This is a genomic window from Rubricoccus marinus (assembly GCF_002257665.1).
GTDB lineage: Bacteria > Bacteroidota > Rhodothermia > Rhodothermales > Rubricoccaceae > Rubricoccus > Rubricoccus marinus.
Genome location: NZ_MQWB01000001.1, coordinates 3,381,126 through 3,396,123 on the forward strand (window position 1 = coordinate 3,381,126; position 14,998 = coordinate 3,396,123).

10 protein-coding genes are annotated in these 14,998 nt (G+C 70.6%); 3 read left to right on the forward strand and 7 right to left on the reverse strand.

Going from position 1 to position 14,998, the window contains the following annotated elements; genetic code table 11:
* Window positions 1-145: 145 nt before the first annotated feature.
* Window positions 146-9,079: an Ig-like domain-containing protein gene (locus tag BSZ36_RS14320; protein ID WP_094550134.1), complete on the forward strand. Its 8,934-nt coding sequence runs from the start codon at window positions 146-148 to the stop codon at window positions 9,077-9,079.
* A 44-nt stretch (window positions 9,080-9,123) separates the two neighbouring features.
* Here BSZ36_RS14320 and BSZ36_RS20050 read toward each other — a convergent pair whose 3' ends face one another.
* Window positions 9,124-9,255, reverse strand: a complete 132-nt coding sequence (locus BSZ36_RS20050; RefSeq protein ID WP_281253157.1) for a hypothetical protein — start codon at window positions 9,253-9,255, stop codon at window positions 9,124-9,126.
* A gap of 111 nt (window positions 9,256-9,366) precedes the next feature.
* Window positions 9,367-10,569, reverse strand: a complete 1,203-nt coding sequence (locus BSZ36_RS14325; RefSeq protein ID WP_094550136.1) for a TolB family protein — start codon at window positions 10,567-10,569, stop codon at window positions 9,367-9,369.
* A 115-nt stretch (window positions 10,570-10,684) separates the two neighbouring features.
* Here BSZ36_RS14325 and BSZ36_RS20110 point away from each other — a divergent pair, with 115 nt between their 5' ends.
* Together BSZ36_RS20110 and BSZ36_RS14335 are read left to right on the forward strand one after the other, a co-directional pair.
* On the forward strand, window positions 10,685-11,527 hold the full coding sequence (locus BSZ36_RS20110; protein WP_094550138.1) for a tetratricopeptide repeat protein: 843 nt from the start codon (window positions 10,685-10,687) through the stop codon (window positions 11,525-11,527).
* A 118-nt stretch (window positions 11,528-11,645) separates the two neighbouring features.
* Window positions 11,646-11,840 carry a hypothetical protein gene (locus BSZ36_RS14335; protein ID WP_143536911.1) on the forward strand — a complete coding sequence of 65 codons (195 nt, stop codon included), beginning with the start codon at window positions 11,646-11,648 and terminating at the stop codon, window positions 11,838-11,840.
* Between the two features lie 127 nt (window positions 11,841-11,967).
* On the opposite strand, the gene BSZ36_RS14340 is transcribed toward BSZ36_RS14335, so the two are convergent.
* The 5 genes from BSZ36_RS14340 to BSZ36_RS14360 form a co-directional block, all read right to left on the reverse strand.
* The gene (locus tag BSZ36_RS14340) at window positions 11,968-12,207 is read right to left on the reverse strand and encodes a hypothetical protein (RefSeq protein ID WP_094550142.1); all 240 of its coding nucleotides are present in this window, start codon (window positions 12,205-12,207) and stop codon (window positions 11,968-11,970) included.
* A complete protein-coding gene (locus BSZ36_RS14345) occupies window positions 12,204-12,962 on the reverse strand; it encodes a hypothetical protein (RefSeq protein ID WP_094550145.1) in 759 nt (252 codons plus the stop codon). The genes BSZ36_RS14340 and BSZ36_RS14345 overlap by 4 nt, the downstream gene beginning before the upstream one ends.
* A gap of 92 nt (window positions 12,963-13,054) precedes the next feature.
* The gene (locus BSZ36_RS14350) at window positions 13,055-14,269 is read right to left on the reverse strand and encodes an MDR family MFS transporter (protein ID WP_245837507.1); all 1,215 of its coding nucleotides are present in this window, start codon (window positions 14,267-14,269) and stop codon (window positions 13,055-13,057) included.
* A gap of 110 nt (window positions 14,270-14,379) precedes the next feature.
* A complete protein-coding gene (locus BSZ36_RS14355) occupies window positions 14,380-14,613 on the reverse strand; it encodes a hypothetical protein (RefSeq protein ID WP_094550149.1) in 234 nt (77 codons plus the stop codon).
* 121 nt (window positions 14,614-14,734) lie between these two features.
* Entirely contained in the window at window positions 14,735-14,959 is a 225-nt protein-coding gene (locus BSZ36_RS14360) for a hypothetical protein (RefSeq protein ID WP_094550151.1), read from the reverse strand.
* Window positions 14,960-14,998 lie beyond the last annotated feature (39 nt).

A 14,998-nucleotide genomic window follows, 5' to 3' on the forward strand; every position in this document is an offset into this window, starting at 1 on the left:
CCCTCTACATGGTTTTCCGCGGCACCTCGTCACGCGGCGCTCATTTTTTTTCGGTCAGGTGACGAGGTGGGCGCCAAATCCATGTAGTGGGAAGTGACCGAGCCTCCCCGATGCCGCCGCTGGCGCGCCTTCGCCCCCCGACTCCGTGCTTCGTTTTCTCGTTTCCTCGCTCTTCTTCGTGCTCCTCGCGGGCGCGCCGCTGGCGCAGACCGTGACGTGGACCGGCGGTGGCGACGGCACCTCGTGGAGCGACGGCGCGAACTGGAGCACGGGCACAACGCCCGGCCCCAGCGCCGACGCGGTGGTCGACCTTCGGGACGCCGCGACCGTCGTGGACGAGCCGCTGACCATCGGCTCGCTCTCGCTGACGGCCATCAACGCGTCCATCGCGCTGAGTGCGCCTCTGGCGGTAAGCGGCGACGTGCGCTTCGACCACGCGAACGCACGCATCACCGGGCCCGAAGACCTCACCATCGACGGGCGCCTGCGCTGGAAGAGCGGCACCTTCCAGAGCGACGCCGCTGCGCCCGCCACCGTTCTCGCCAGAGGCGGCGCGACGTTTACAGGAGCCTCGGCATCATCCGGCAACGTCAAAAACCTGGACGGCTCGCGGCTCGTGCTCGCCTCCGGGACCGAAAGCGACTTCGCGGCCTGGTACTTTTATGGGCTCAACGGCGGCACCCTGGAGGTGCAGGAAGGCGCCACGCTGGAGTTCTCAGAGAGCGGGACTGTCAACGTGTTCCGCGTGGGCGCCGGCTCCACGCTCGCTCCTCAGCTTGTCGTGGACGGCACGCTCACGCGCTCGGCGGCGGGCTCGCCTTTGGAGATCCAATGGGGGGCGCGGGTCGCCGGCGAGGTCGCGGTGACGGCGCCAGAGGCCAAGCTGGTGTTCGAGGGCGCCTTCGAGGACCAGAACGCCACCTACCGCGCCGGGGCGGGCACGCTCGTGCTCGGGCCGTCGGACGACGTGCCGGTCGTCTTCGGCGAGGGGAGCCAGTTCCTCGTGGCCTCTGGCGCCACGCTCGGCCTCGCCAGAGGCGACCTCGAACTCCGTGGCCTGCTGGACAACGGCGGCACGCTCGCGCTCGGCACGGACGCCAACGTCGGCGGCAATGGCGTGGCCGTGACGCTTCCGGCATCGCTCTCGGTGGAGCGGCTCGGCGGCGACGCGCTCCGCATCGGGCAACGCGCGACGGTCACGCTCGCGCGCACCGCGCCGCTTTCCGTCGCCTCGCTCTACATCGACTTCCAGGGCGTGCTCAACCTCAACGGGCCTCTGGCGGTAAGCGGGGACCTCACGCTCTGGGACCAGTCCTCGCGGCTCTCGGCGCCAGAGGCCGTCACGGTGGGCGGGCGCCTGACGTGGCGCGGCGGGCGCATCGAGGGCGGCGGAACGGTAGAGGCCAACGGCGGCGTCTCGTTTATCGGCGAGGGCGCGTCGGCGTCGTACACGAAGGCGCTGGACGGCACGAAGCTGGTGCTCCCCGGCGGCACGAGCAACACCTACGAGGCGTGGTACTTCTTCGGCGCCAACGGCGCCGAGCTGGAGATTCAGGAGGGCGCCACGCTGGACCTCTCGGTCGGGCAGATGTACCGCGGCTTCTGGGTGGAGGCGGGCAGCACCGCCCCGCCGGTCCTCGACGTCGATGGCACGCTGGTCCGCAGCGCGTCCTCGTTCCCGTCCTTCCGGCTGGATTGGGACAGCGAGATCAGCGGCACGCTGCAGCTAGAGACAGCGGACGAAGAGATCCAGATCCGCGGGGCGCTCACGGACGAAGGCGGCACCTACAGGGTCACGGCCGGAAGCCTGGTGTTCGGCACGCCCGACGGCACCTCGGTCCTTCTGACCCCGTCGAGCCAGATCCTCGTCAGCCCCGGCGCGACTCTGGGCGTGGCGCGCGGTGACGTCACGGCCTCTGGCGCGTTCGACGTCGGCGGAACGCTCGCGATCAAGGACGCCAGCGGCCTCGGGGGGGCGGGCGGCTCCCTCACCCTGCGCGAGGGCATCGGGCTGGAGCGCCTCGCGGGCGACGGCCTCATCGTGGGCGGCAACCGGGGAACGTTGATCCTGGAGCCGGGGCTGGCCTCGACGGTTCCCAGCCTCGCTATCGGCTTTGGAGGCACGCTCGACCTGAGATCGGACCTGACGGTAACGGGCGCGTTCGAGCACGCCAACTCCAGTGCCCGCGTGCAAGGCCCCCGCACGCTGACCGTTCGGGGGCTCACGACGTGGACGGGCGGGGTCCACGCGGGCGAGGGCGAAACGCGGTTCGAGGGTGGCCTGACAGCGCTCCAGAATGGTGGCTCGGCGAGCTGGTACAAGCGCATCGAAGGCCGCACCCTGACCGTCGCCTCTGGCGAGACCGCCGCGTGGCCCGGCTCGGCCCGGACGACCGTGAGCGACGGCGGGCGCCTCGTGATCGAGCCCGGCGCGGCGCTGGACCTCTCGGCAGACGGCCCGGACTGGCGCACCGAAGGCACCGGGGGAACGCTGGACCTCCAGGGAGACCTCGTGTTTACGGGCGACTTCTCTTGGTCGATGGCCTGGGATGTGGAGAACACCGGCACGGCGAGCGTCTTGGGCGCAGGCACCCGCATCACGGGCACGTGGGACAACACGCCGGACGGGCGGCTCCAAGGTGAGGGCCAGATCGACCTGGACAACGGCACCGGCGCCCTCGTAAACCGCGGCGTCGTGGCGCCAGAGGACTCGGACGGCGGCACGGCCATCCTCCCCGTCCGCGGCAACTGGGCGGCCGGACCGGGCACGCTGGACATCGGGATCGGCGGGACGGAGCCGGGGACGGGGCACGACCAACTCACGGTCACGCGCACGGCCACGCTCTCCGGCACGCTCCGCGTGCGCCTCGCCGACGGGTACGCGCCAGAGGCCGGGGCGGAGTACGCCATCGTGACGGCCAACGCGCTCGCGGGCTCGTTCGACGAGACCGATCTGCCGGCGGGCTTCGAGGTCGTCTACGAGCCCACGCGCGTGCTGCTGCGGGCCTCTGGCGCGGGCGGCCCCGGCCTCGCGGACTCGCCGTGGCCGATGCAGGGGGGCGACCTCGCCCACACGAACCAGGCGCCGGTGGAGGGCCCGACCGGCCTCGCGCTGGACTGGGAGTACGACGCGGGCGTCAGCTTCGCGCTCGTCAACCAGCCCGTCCTGGGCGAGGACGGCACGCTTTACACGTCCGACATCGGGGACTTCCTGTTCGCGGTCAACCCGGACGGGACCGAGCGGTGGCGGGCCGAAACCGGCGGCGTGCGCAACAGCGCTGCCGTCGCCGAGGACGGCACGATCTACTCCGGCTCTAGCGACGGCGGCCTGTATGCCATCAATCCGGACGGCAGCCAGAAGTGGCGCTTCAACGCTGGGGATCGCGTCAACACCTCGCCCGCCATCGCGCCCGATGGCACGGTCTACATCGCCTCCAACGCGCAGAAGCTTTTCGCGGTCAACCCGGATGGAACGCTCAAGTGGGAGCGCAACCTGGGCGGCTTCGCGCTGTCCTCGCCCGCCGTGGCGGAGGACGGAACGGTGGTGACGGGAAGCTCCGCCGGCAACGTCGTCGCCTTCGCGGCCGACGGCTCGTTCCGGTGGAACGCGGCATTCGAGGGCGTCACCCGCTCCCCCACCCTCACGCCCGATGGGCGCGTGCTGGTGGGGCTGGACGAGCGCTTCGTCGCGCTCGGGCTGGAGACGGGCTCTCAGATCTGGGAGCGCGTCGGCGTGACGCAGGGTGAGACGCCCGGCTACCTCGCGGGGGCAACGCCGCTCACGTTCGCTCAGAGCGGAAACAGCCTGGTCGCGCTGAGCGTGGCCTCTGGCGAGACCGTGTGGGAGGTGGACCTCGGTGAGAACACGTTCCCGTCCGCCGTCACGCTTGACGCGCTGGGCAAGGCCTACGTGCTCCGCCGGTTTCCCGGCGAGACGGGCGCGCTCCTCGTCCTCGACGCCGCCTCTGGCGCCGTCCTCTCCACCACGCCCATCGACGCCCGGCTGGAGCGGGCGCCGATCCTGGACGACCAGGGCCGCGTGATCGTGCCGACGTACGACGGGCTCCTGGCGTTTACCGCCGCGGGCGGTCCGGTCCTCAGCGTCTCGCCAGAGGCCCTCGGCTTTGGCGAGGTCGCGGCGGGCACGACGGAGACGCGCACGCTTCAGCTGAGCAACACCGGTGGCTCGCCGCTGACCGTGTTCGACGTGTACGAGGGCGGCGCCCAGCCCGCCTTTGCCGCCGCCTTCGACGACGCCGTCCTGATCGCGCCCGGCGCGAGCGTGGACGTAGCGATCACGTTCACGCCGCCAGAGGCCGGCGCCTTCGAGGGGCAGATATTCGTCGAGTCCGACTCCGAGGAGAGCAGCTTTGTAACCGTCCAGGTCACCGGAACGGGCATCGAGAGCGCCACGCCGCCTCTGGCGCGCGACGACGAGGCGACCACGCCCGAGGACACGCCGGTCACCGTGCAGGTGCTGAACAACGACACGAGCACCGTCAGCGAGCCGCTGGCGATCACGGCGACGACCGCCCCCGCCAACGGCGCCCTCGCGCTCACCAACGGCGGCACGCGCATCCGTTACACGCCAGAGGCGGACTTCTTCGGGACGGACAACTTCACCTACACCATCACCGACTCCGGTGGCAGCGATACGGCAACGGTGACCGTCACGGTCTCGCCCGTGAACGACGCGCCCGTTGCGCAGGACGACGAGGCCACGACCAATCAGGACACGCCCGTCACCATCGCCGTGCTCGCCAACGACGCCGACGTGGACAGCGGCACGCTGAGCGTGGCCGAGACGACGACGCCCGACAACGGCTCGGTCGAGATCATCGCCGGCGGCTCCGCCGTGCGGTACACGCCAGTGGCGGGCTTCTCCGGCACGGACTCGTTCGCCTACACCGTCAGCGACGGCGAGGGCGGGACAGACACCGCCACCGTAACGGTGACGGTCACCGCTGTTGTCCTGCCGCCCATCGCGCGAAACGACGCCGCGGCAACGCCCGAGGACACCGCCGTCCGCATCAGCGTGCTCGCCAACGACGAGAGCCGGGTCAGCGAGCCTCTGGCGATCACGGCCACGACCGCGCCCGGCAACGGCGCCGTGGAGGTGGACGGCGCAGCGATTCTCTACACGCCCGCATCCAACTTCTTCGGGACCGACAGCTTCACCTACACCATCACCGACTCCGGCGGCAGCGATACGGCAACGGTCACCGTCACCGTCGCGCCCGTCAACGACGCGCCGCTGGCGACCGACGACGAGGCCGCGACCGACGAGGACACGCCGGTCACCGTTCAGGTGCTCGCGAACGATTCCGACATCGACAGCGAGACGCTCACGGTCGCGAGCGTCACCCAACCGGCCTCTGGCGCGGCCGTGATCGTGAGCGGCGGGACGCGCGTGCGCTACACGCCAGAGGCCGACTTCTTCGGGACGGACGCCTTCACGTACACCGTCGCCGACGGCGCGGGCGGGACCGATACGGCCACCGTGACCGTGACCGTCGCGCCCGTCAACGACGCGCCGGTGGCGCAGAACGACGCCGTCGCAACGCAAGAGGACACCGCGGTCCGCGTCGACGTGCTGGCCAACGACGCGGACGCCGACGGCGACGCGCTGAACGTCGCGAGCGTGACCGCGCCGGCCTCTGGCGCCGCGGTGATCATCGAGGGCGGCGCGGCGGTCCGCTACACGCCCGCGCTAGACTTTGTGGGGACGGACAGCTTCACCTACACCGTCGCCGACGGCAATGGCGGGACCGATACGGCGACCGTGACGGTGCAGGTCGGCGGCACGAACGACGCGCCGGTGGCTGCCGACGACGCGGCGAGCACGCCAGAGGATCAGGCCGTCGAGATCGCGGTCCTCGCCAACGACTCCGACCCGGATGGCGACGCCCTCACGGTCTCCGCGCTCGGCACTCCCGCCAGCGGCTCGGTCACGACCAACGGAACGACGGTCACGTACACGCCCGCTCCGGACTTCAACGGGACGGACCTCTTTACCTACACCATCACCGACGGCGTGCTCACGGCCTCGGCGGCGGTCACGGTCACGGTGACGCCCGTCAACGACGCGCCTCTGGCGGAGGCGGACGCCGCGACAACGGCCGAGGACGCCGCGATCACGATCGCCGTCCTCGCGAACGACGCCGACGCCGACGGCGACGCACTAGCGGTCTCCAGCCTTACCCAACCCAGCAACGGGACCGCCACCACGGACGGCGCGACGGTCGTGTACACGCCAGAGGCCGACTTCTTCGGCACCGACACGTTTGCCTACACCGCGAGCGATGGCAACGGCGGAACGGACACGGCGACGGTCACGGTCACGGTCACGCCCGTCAACGACGCGCCTCTGGCGCAGGACGACGCGGCGTCGACGAGCCCGAACGAGGCGGTCGAGATCGCGGTCCTCGCCAACGACTCCGACGTGGACGGCGACGCCCTGACCGTCACGGAGGCGACCGGCGCGGCCAACGGCACGCTCGCGACCAACGGCGAGACGGTGACCTACACGCCCGCCCCCGGCTTCCGCGGGACCGACAGCTTTGCATACACGGTCTCGGACGGCGCGCTGACCGCGACGGCGACCGTCACCGTCACCGTCGGCGGCAACGCTCCGCCTCTGGCGGCCGACGACGACGCAACGACGCCAGAGGACCAGGCCGTAACGGTCGCGGTCCTCGCGAACGACAGCGACCCGGACGGTGACGCCCTGACGGTCTCCAGCGTGACGCAGCCCGCCTCTGGCGCCGCCGAGACCGACGGCGTGACCGTTACCTACACGCCCGCGCCGGACTTCAACGGCACGGACCGATTTACCTACACGCTCGCCGACGGCGCCGGCGGGAGCGCGACGGCCACGGTCACCATTACCGTCACGCCCGTCAACGACGCGCCTCTGGCGAGCGATGACAGCGCCGTCACGCCAGAGGCCACGGCCGTCGAGATCGCCGTGCTGGCCAACGATTCGGACCCGGACGGCGACGCGCTGAGCGTCGCGAGCGTCACGCCGCCCGCCTCTGGCGGCACGGCCACGACCGACGGCACCACGGTCACGTTCACGCCCGCGTCCGGGTTTAACGGCACGGTCGCGTTTACCTACACCGTCACGGACGGCGATCTCACCGATACCGCCGAGGTCACCGTAACGGTCAGCGGCGCCAACCTCCCGCCCATCGCGCGCGACGACGCGGCGCCCGTCCGCCCCGGCGACTCGGTCCTGATCGACGTGCTCGCCAACGACGAGGACCCCGAAGGCGGCGCGCTCACCATCGCGTCTGTCGGCACGCCCGCCTCTGGCGGCACGGCTGCGCCAGAGGCCGGGCAGATCCGCTACACCGCGCCCTCGGGCTTTAGCGACACGGACACGTTCACCTACACCGTCTCCGATCCGCAGGGCGCGACCGCGACGGCCACCGTCACCATCACGGCGCAGGCCTACCGCTTCGCGCTGACGGACCTGGGGACGCTTGGTGGCGCGCGATCCGCCGCGATGGCGGTCGCCGCCGACGGCCGCGTGGTCGGCACGGCGGAGGACGCCGGGGGCGCGCTCCGCCCCACGCTCTGGCGCACCGGAACGGGCGCCGCCACGCCAGAGGCCCTCGGCCTGCCAGGCGCGCCCTCGGGCTTCGCGACGGCCATCGACGGGCAAACCGTAGTGGGCGTGCAGTACGGCGCGGGCGGCGAGGCCGAGGCGTTCCGCACGGGGACGGGCACGCTTCCCGGGCTGGGCGGCACGCTTACCAACGCCTACGGCGTGCGCGAGGGCGGCGCGACGGTGGGCTCGTCCGCTCCGGCCTCTGGCGGGATCGAGGCGCTGGCGTGGGACGAAGCCGGCGCGGCCACGCCGCTCGGCACGTTCGGGCTCGCGCGCAGCGAGGCGTTCGGCGTCTCCCCGCTTGGCCTCGTCGTCGGCTATGCGCAGTCTGACGTGGACGCCCGCGCCTTTGCCGGCGCAGACCTGCTCTCCGGCGCTGACGGGCGCGCCTACGCCGCGAACGTCTCGGGCGTCGTCGTGGGCAGTATCGGCAACGGCACGGGCGACGTCAGCGCGGTCCGTTGGACCGGGGGAGGCGCGCCAGAGGTGCTGGACGGCCTCGGCGGCGGCTTTGCCGAGGCGTACGCCATCAACAGCGCGGGCTGGGTGGTAGGCGCCTCTGGCGCGGAAGCAGGCCCTGCTGCGAAGAGCGGCGGTGCGCCCGCGCGCGGGCCGCTCCCGCTGGGCGGGCGCCTGGCGCCAGAGGCCCAGACGCTGGGCGGCGGTGCGCCTGCCGAAACATCCAGCATCAAGCGCTCCGCCAGAGGCGCGGAGGTGCAGAAGGCGGGAGCCTCTGGCGCGATCGAGACGCGCGCGGTGTTGTGGGTGGACGGCCAAACCCTCGACCTCGGGACGATCATCGACGTGCCGGGCTGGACGCTGCTGGAAGCGCGCGGCATCAACGACGCGGGCCAGATCGCCGGGACGGGGCTTTTCAACGGCCAGCCTCGCGCCTTCCTCCTCACACCGACTGACAACGCGGCGCCTCTGGCGGTGGCAGACCGCGCAGAAACCGCGATGGGGCAATCCGTTGAGATCGCGCTGGTCGCCAACGACCGGGACGACGACGGCGACGCGCTAACGGTGGCGGCGCTTCTCGCGCCTGAGCACGGCAGCGTCCAGGCAGCCGGGCCTCTGGCGGCGCGCTACACGCCCGCGCCGGGCTTCACCGGCGAGGACACCTTCGGCTACACCCTCGCCGACGGGCGGGGCGGATTGGCTCAGGCCGAGGTCCGCGTTCTGGTCCGCGCCGAGGCGCCAGAGCCCTTCGCGCTTCGCACGCCCGCGCCCAACCCCGCCTCTGGCGACATCGCGTTCGCGTTCACCCTGGACGCGCCCCAAGACGACGTGCGGCTGGACGTGACCGACCTGCTCGGCCGCTCCCTCGCCGTCGCAACGGAGGGCGCGCGAGACGCAGGCGAGCACACCGTTCGGTTCGACGTGCGCGGGCTCGCGCCCGGCACTTACGTCTGCCGCCTCCTCGTAGGCGGTCAGGCGCTGATGCGCACCTTTACCGTCGTGCGCTAATCCACAACTGGCGGGGGTGTGGTGGCCCCCCGCCAGAGGCCGTGCTACATCAGGTGCCCGGACATGCCGAGCACGAGGATGAACACGATGCTGAGGACGATCAGTCCCAGGAATCCAAACAGTGCCAGGTCGTCGGATGAAACGCGACGGGGCTGGCGGGGGGCAACAGGAGTCACCGGCGTGTCCGCGGAGCGGACGGTGTGGAGGCGCGCAGTACCTCGCGGCTTTCAGCCGGTTGCCGCCAGAGGCGAGGTCGCGAAACGTTCACGCGCCGCTGGCGCCAGCGGCTACCGCGTCGTGAACGCCCGGTCCGCCGGTGTGGGCGTTTCCACCCAGTCCGCGACGAAGACGTTGGTGTCGCGGGAGTCGGCGCGGTCGCCGCGGCGGTTGCTGGCGAAGACCAGCTTCGTGCCGTCGGGCGAGAACATTGGGAAGGCGTCGAACGTGCCGGAGTAGGTCACGCGCTCCAGGTCGCCAGAGGCGATATCGATGAGGAAGAGGTCGAACTCGCGCCCGCCCTCGGCCATCGTGTGGTGGTTGCTTGCGAAGAGGATCTTCTCGCCGCTCGGGTGGAAAAACGGCGCCCAGTTGGCACCCGGGAGCTGCGTCACGCGGCGCTTGTTCGTCCCGTCGATGTTGGCGACGTAGAGGTCGAGCGCGCCGGGCTGCACGGCGTTCTGGCGCAAGAGGCTCCGGTACGTCTCGGCGTCCTCGCCCGTTGGGCGGCTCGCGCGCCACACGATCTGCTTGCTGTCGGGCGAGAAGAACGCGCCGCCGTCGTAGCCCAGCTCGTCGGTGAGCTGGATCGTCTCGCCAGAGGCCAGCTCGTAGCGGTACAGCTCTAGGTCGCCGCTGCGCGTCGAGGTGAAGATGACGTACTTGCCGTCGGGGCTGACCGTTGGCTCGGCGTCGTAACCCTCGCCACCGATGAGGAGCTCCTGGCCCGTCCCGTCCGCGTTAGCGACGTAGATGTCGAACGTGGCGAACACGTCCCAGACGTAGGAGCGCGTACGCTCAGCCGCGGTCGTGGGGCAGGCGGGGCTGGCGGCGTGCGTGGAGGAATAGATCACGCGGCCGTCGGGCAGGAAGTAGCCGCACGTCGTCCGGCCCTGGCCGGTGGAGACGAGCTGGTACTTCTCGCCAGAGGACAGGTCCGAGCCGTCGGCGTTCATCACAAACTGCTGGTCACAGCCCTGGTCGTTGATCTGCTTCCAGTCGCTCTGAAAAACGAGCTGAGTGCCGTCGTAGCTCCAGTACGCCTCGGCGTTGTTGCCGCCGAAGGTGAGTTGCCGGATGTTGCGGAGGTGCACCTCGCCGGTGAACCGCAGGCTGTCCGTCGCGGGATCGTACGCGGTACGGGCGCCAGAGGCCGGCTCGGGCTGCTGGTCGGCGGATGCCACCTGGACGGCGCCCTGGACGGTGCGGCGGGCCTGGCCGCTGCACGCGGCGAGGGTGAGCGCGAGGGCGACAAGCGAGAGGGAGCGGAGCATGGCTGGAACTAGGATCGAGAGAAGCGGTGCGAAGGCGCACGGCGCGTTGAACCCTACCGCTTCTGGCGCGCAGCCGTACCCCATTTTACCCACTTTCGCCCCATCTTCCAGAGACATGTCTAGCACACCGCCAGAGGCCCCGACGTACGACACCGATGACTTCGGCCGCGACGTGCTCTCGGCCTCTCGCGAGACGCCAGTCCTCGTCGACTTCTGGGCGCCGTGGTGCGGCCCCTGCCGCGTGCTCGGCCCCGTCTTGGAGCGCATGGCCGACGAGGAATCCGCCTCTGGCGAACCGCGCTGGCTGCTTCGCAAGGTCAACACGGACCAGCACCCGGAGTTGATGGAGCGCTACGGCATCCGCGGGATTCCCGCGATGAAGCTGTTCGTGGACGGCGAGGTGATCGCCGAGCAAAGCGGCGCGCTGCCGGAGTACATGCTCAAGCAGTGGCTGGACGGCGTGCTTCCCACCGAGGCCGGGCGCCTGTTCGCCGAAGCCCGCCAGAGCCTGGACGACGGCGACCGGGGCGGCGCGCTCGAAGCGCTCGAAGCCTCCGTCACCGCTGCGGAGGCCTCTGGCGCCAGCGGCTCAGACGCGGAGGCGGCGCGCCTGCTCCTGGCCCAGTTGTCCGTCTTCGACGACCCCGCGCGGGCGCGCGATCTCGCCAGCGGCCTGCTCTCCACCGAGGCCGAGGCCATCCTCACGTTGGCCGAAAGCCTGTTGCGCGAGTCGTACCCCGAGGGCACGTGGCAGGAATCCTACGCCAACGCCCACACGGCGCTCGCCAGAGGCGACGTGGACGCCGCGCTCGGCACGCTTATCCACATCGTCCAGAGCGACCGCGCCTACGACGACGACGGCGCGCGGAAGCTCATCGTGGCCGTCTTTCAGACGCTCGGCGAAAGCGATCCGGTCGTGAGGCAGCACCGCCCGGTGTTCAACCGCTCGCTGTACTAGGCGGCCTCACGCGCCAGAGGCCCGGAGAGCCTAACGGTCTTGCGGGAACCACTTTATGTAGGTCGTGTATATACAACACCGACGTACTATAACCCGGCGCTGAAGAGCGCGATTGAAAATGGCTACCCCGAAGATGAACCGCGACTGGAGACAAGTTCGCGACCGCGTCAAAGCAACCTGGAGCGACGTGGAGTTCGACGACAAGAACATGAAGCGCGTGCGGGGCAGCCTCAAACAAATGGTGTCGCTGATCCAGTCCAAGACGGACGAGAAGCGCGCCGACATCCGCCGCCGGGTCGTCGCGATCATGTAGCGCTCACCGCGCAGCTTCTGCCTCTGGCGCCAGAGGCGTTCAGCCCCATCGGTTCGGCCGGTGGGGCGTTGTTGTAGGAGGGTGGTGCGCCGCCTCCCCGCCTAGGCCTCTGGCGGGCGCCGAAGGCTCAACAGGCTTTCGCCAGAGGCACGCCGCCGACCGAGACCAGCGCATCGGCGCGGACAGTCTCACCGGTCCCGAGTCGCACCCAGTCCGCGCCGTCTTTCGCGAACACGTCCTCGATCGTCGTGCGTGCCGCGTGCTCGGCCTCTGGCGCCCGCCAGAGGACCTCGACGGCCTCGCGGCGGACGGCCCAGCTTTCCAGCCGGTCGTGGAAATCGCAGGCGATGGGGGTGTAATCCGTCATGGCGAGGCGGGGAGCAACGTGCCGCCGCGCGAGAGGCCTCTGGCGGTGGCGGCGAGGAACAGGAGCGCGCCGAGCCCGAGCGCGCCCGTCAGCAGCGGTGCCGAGCCCAGCGGGAGCGCATTCTTGGCCAGGATGGCGGCAAAGGCCCACAGCAGAACCGCCGCGAAGGCCACGTCCCCGGTGCGCCAGAGGATGACCGCGCCGATGCCCGCCACGATCAGCACGAGCAGCGCGGGCCAGAACGCCGCTCCCGTCCACCCAATCGCGACGAGCGCGACGGTGATGTTGAGCGGCGTCGCCACGCAGAGCCACGCGAAAAACAGCGAGGTCGGCACGCCGAGCGCGAGCCGCTCGCTTTTGCTCATGCCCATCCAATCCAGGCGGATGTACAGCCACACCAGGCTCGCGAGAATGCCACAGATCACGACCGCCGCGACGCCGAACAGCCGCGAGAGCCACGGGAGCTGCCACAGCCCGTTGAGCACGTTCGCCGCGATAAACGGTAGCGCGATGGCGTCGTACCGGGGGCCTCTGGCGTTGGGACGCGCCTGGTAGCCCGCGAACACGAGCACGCCGACAAAGATGAGGCTCCAGATCCCGAAGGCCCACCCGGCAGGCGTGATGCCGGTCTGGATGGAATCGGAGACCGCGCCCGTCTGCGTATCGAACAGGATGCCCGCGCCCGCGAGCGCGTTCATACCGACGTTGAAGAGGGCCGCGGCGACGACGGCGATCTGGCGAGTGGTTCCGGTCATGGGCTCTCAACCGCCCGGCCCCGCCTGAGGATCCGCCACGCGCCAGAGGCCACCCGGAGGGCGCTTGCAGGGGGCCATCTTGCTGTCTCTTCTTAGCCTGCACCCACTCGGTCAGGGTTCGGCGCTCCCAGGCGCAGGGCGAGGATCACCGCCGCCACCACCAGCGCCAGCGCGAGGCCGCTCCCCCACAGCGCCGCGTCGCCCAACTGCGCGAGGATGAGCCCGCCGAGCGCTGGGCCAAGCATTTTGGACAGCCCCCACCCCGACTGCTGCACGCCCTGGTACGTGCCCCGGAGCGCCTCTGGCGCCAGCCGAGCCACAATCGCGGGCACGAGTGGGATAAACGCGATCTCCCCCAGCGACCAGACCGCGACCGCCGCCGCGTGGCCCCAGAACGAATCCGCGAGCGCGTGCATCCCCACGCCCACGCCGATGGTGGCTACGGCCGACGCCAGAAGCCCCGGGCCGAGCCGCGTCTCCGCCCACCGCGCAACGGGAAGGCTGAAGGCCACCACGACGAGGCCGTTCACCATCACGGCGAACCCGTACAGCCTCTCGCTCAACCCGTCGGCCTCCATCGCCAGAGGCAGCGTTGCAAAGGCCTGCATAAACGCGATGCCGACGCCGAGCGTAGCGATGGCGAGGCCGAGAAGCGCCGGGTCCCGCAACGCGTCCGCCAGGCCTCTGGCGCGCGGCGCGGCTTCCAGCGTAGCCTCGTCCTCGGCGCCTCCCGCTTCCTCCGCCAGAGGCTTCGTCTCCGGCACGCCGAAAAAGATGGCGACGGCGTAGATCACCATCGAGGCCGCATCGACGGCGAACAGCGCCGTGTAGCCCACGCGCTCGGCCAGGACCCCGCCCAGCGCCGGGCCGAACGCCACCCCCAGGTTGATGGCCCAGTAGAGGAGCGAGAACGCCCGCGCGAACCGCTCCGGCGGCACCAGGTCCGAGACCGCCGCCGAGACCGCCGGGCGGTACATCTCGCCCACGAGCCCGAACGCGAGCACCAGCCCCGCCAGAGGCCAATAACCTTGCACCAGCGGCATCCCCGCCATCAGCGCCGCGCCGCCCACCAAGCTCCCGATCAACACCGCGCGTCGCCCAAACCGGTCCGAGAGCGCCCCGCCGATGGGTCCTGCCGCGAACGCTCCGGCGCCGTACAGGCTTACCACTAGCGTCGCCTGTTCAATGCTCGCGCCGCGCTCGCCCGTGAGGTACAGCGTCAGGAACGGCAGCACCACCAGCCCCAGCCGGTTGACGAACGTCCCGGCAAAGAGCACCCAGAAGGCACGAGGATACCCGCTCAGCATGCCACGCACGACCCGTCGAGAAGCGAGGCGCCGCTGGCCTCTGGCGAGAAACAAGGCGCCCCGGCCCATGCGTGTGGACCGGGGCGCCAGAGGCGGAGCCCTGCGCGGGCTCAGTCGAGCTTGTCCTTGACGCTGTCGAAGGCGCCCTTGGCGCTGTCCACGGCCTTGCCCGCGGCGTCTTTGACCTTGTCCTCGATATCGTCGGGGACGATGTCGGAAATCTTGTCGCCAGCGGCCTCGGCGAGGTCGCCCGCTTTGTCCGCGAGGTCGCCTGCGAGGTGGCCGGCTTTGTCGGCGAGATCCTTGGCGAAGTCGCCAGCCTGGTCTTTGAGCTTGTCGAACATAGAACGGAGGGGAGACGTGGGGCCGGAGGTTACGCCTCAGCCACGGTCCGGCGGCACCCCGGGACGCAAAACGCCCCAGCCTGCGCAGAGCGGACCGGGGCGTAGAGAGGGAGCGGGCGCTCTAGCTGCCCAGCTTGTCCTTCGCGCTGTCGAGGGCGCTCTTGGCCAGATCGGCCGCCTTGTCAGCGGCGCCAGAGGCGGCGTCTTTCAGCGCGTCTGGGGCGAGGTCAGCGGCCTTGTCGGCGGCGGCGTCGATCATCTCGCCGGCCTTATCGGTGAGGCCATCGGAGTTAGCGGCGAGGTTTTTGGCGAGGTCGCCGGCCTGGTCTTTGAGCTTGTCGAACATGGATGCGTGGGGGGTGAGAGCGAAGGATAACGTCTGCCA

Coding starts and splice junctions, on each gene's coding strand:
- BSZ36_RS14325 (WP_094550136.1), bottom strand. CDS start 10,569: ATGCTCCGCTCCCTCTCGCTTGTCGCCCTCGCGCTCACCCTCGCCGCG.
- BSZ36_RS20110 (WP_094550138.1), top strand. CDS start 10,685: ATGTCTAGCACACCGCCAGAGGCCCCGACGTACGACACCGATGACTTC.
- BSZ36_RS14335 (WP_143536911.1), top strand. CDS start 11,646: ATGGCTACCCCGAAGATGAACCGCGACTGGAGACAAGTTCGCGACCGC.
- BSZ36_RS14340 (WP_094550142.1), bottom strand. CDS start 12,207: ATGACGGATTACACCCCCATCGCCTGCGATTTCCACGACCGGCTGGAA.
- BSZ36_RS14345 (WP_094550145.1), bottom strand. CDS start 12,962: ATGACCGGAACCACTCGCCAGATCGCCGTCGTCGCCGCGGCCCTCTTC.
- BSZ36_RS14350 (WP_245837507.1), bottom strand. CDS start 14,269: ATGCTGAGCGGGTATCCTCGTGCCTTCTGGGTGCTCTTTGCCGGGACG.
- BSZ36_RS14355 (WP_094550149.1), bottom strand. CDS start 14,613: ATGTTCGACAAGCTCAAAGACCAGGCTGGCGACTTCGCCAAGGATCTC.
- BSZ36_RS14360 (WP_094550151.1), bottom strand. CDS start 14,959: ATGTTCGACAAGCTCAAAGACCAGGCCGGCGACCTCGCCAAAAACCTC.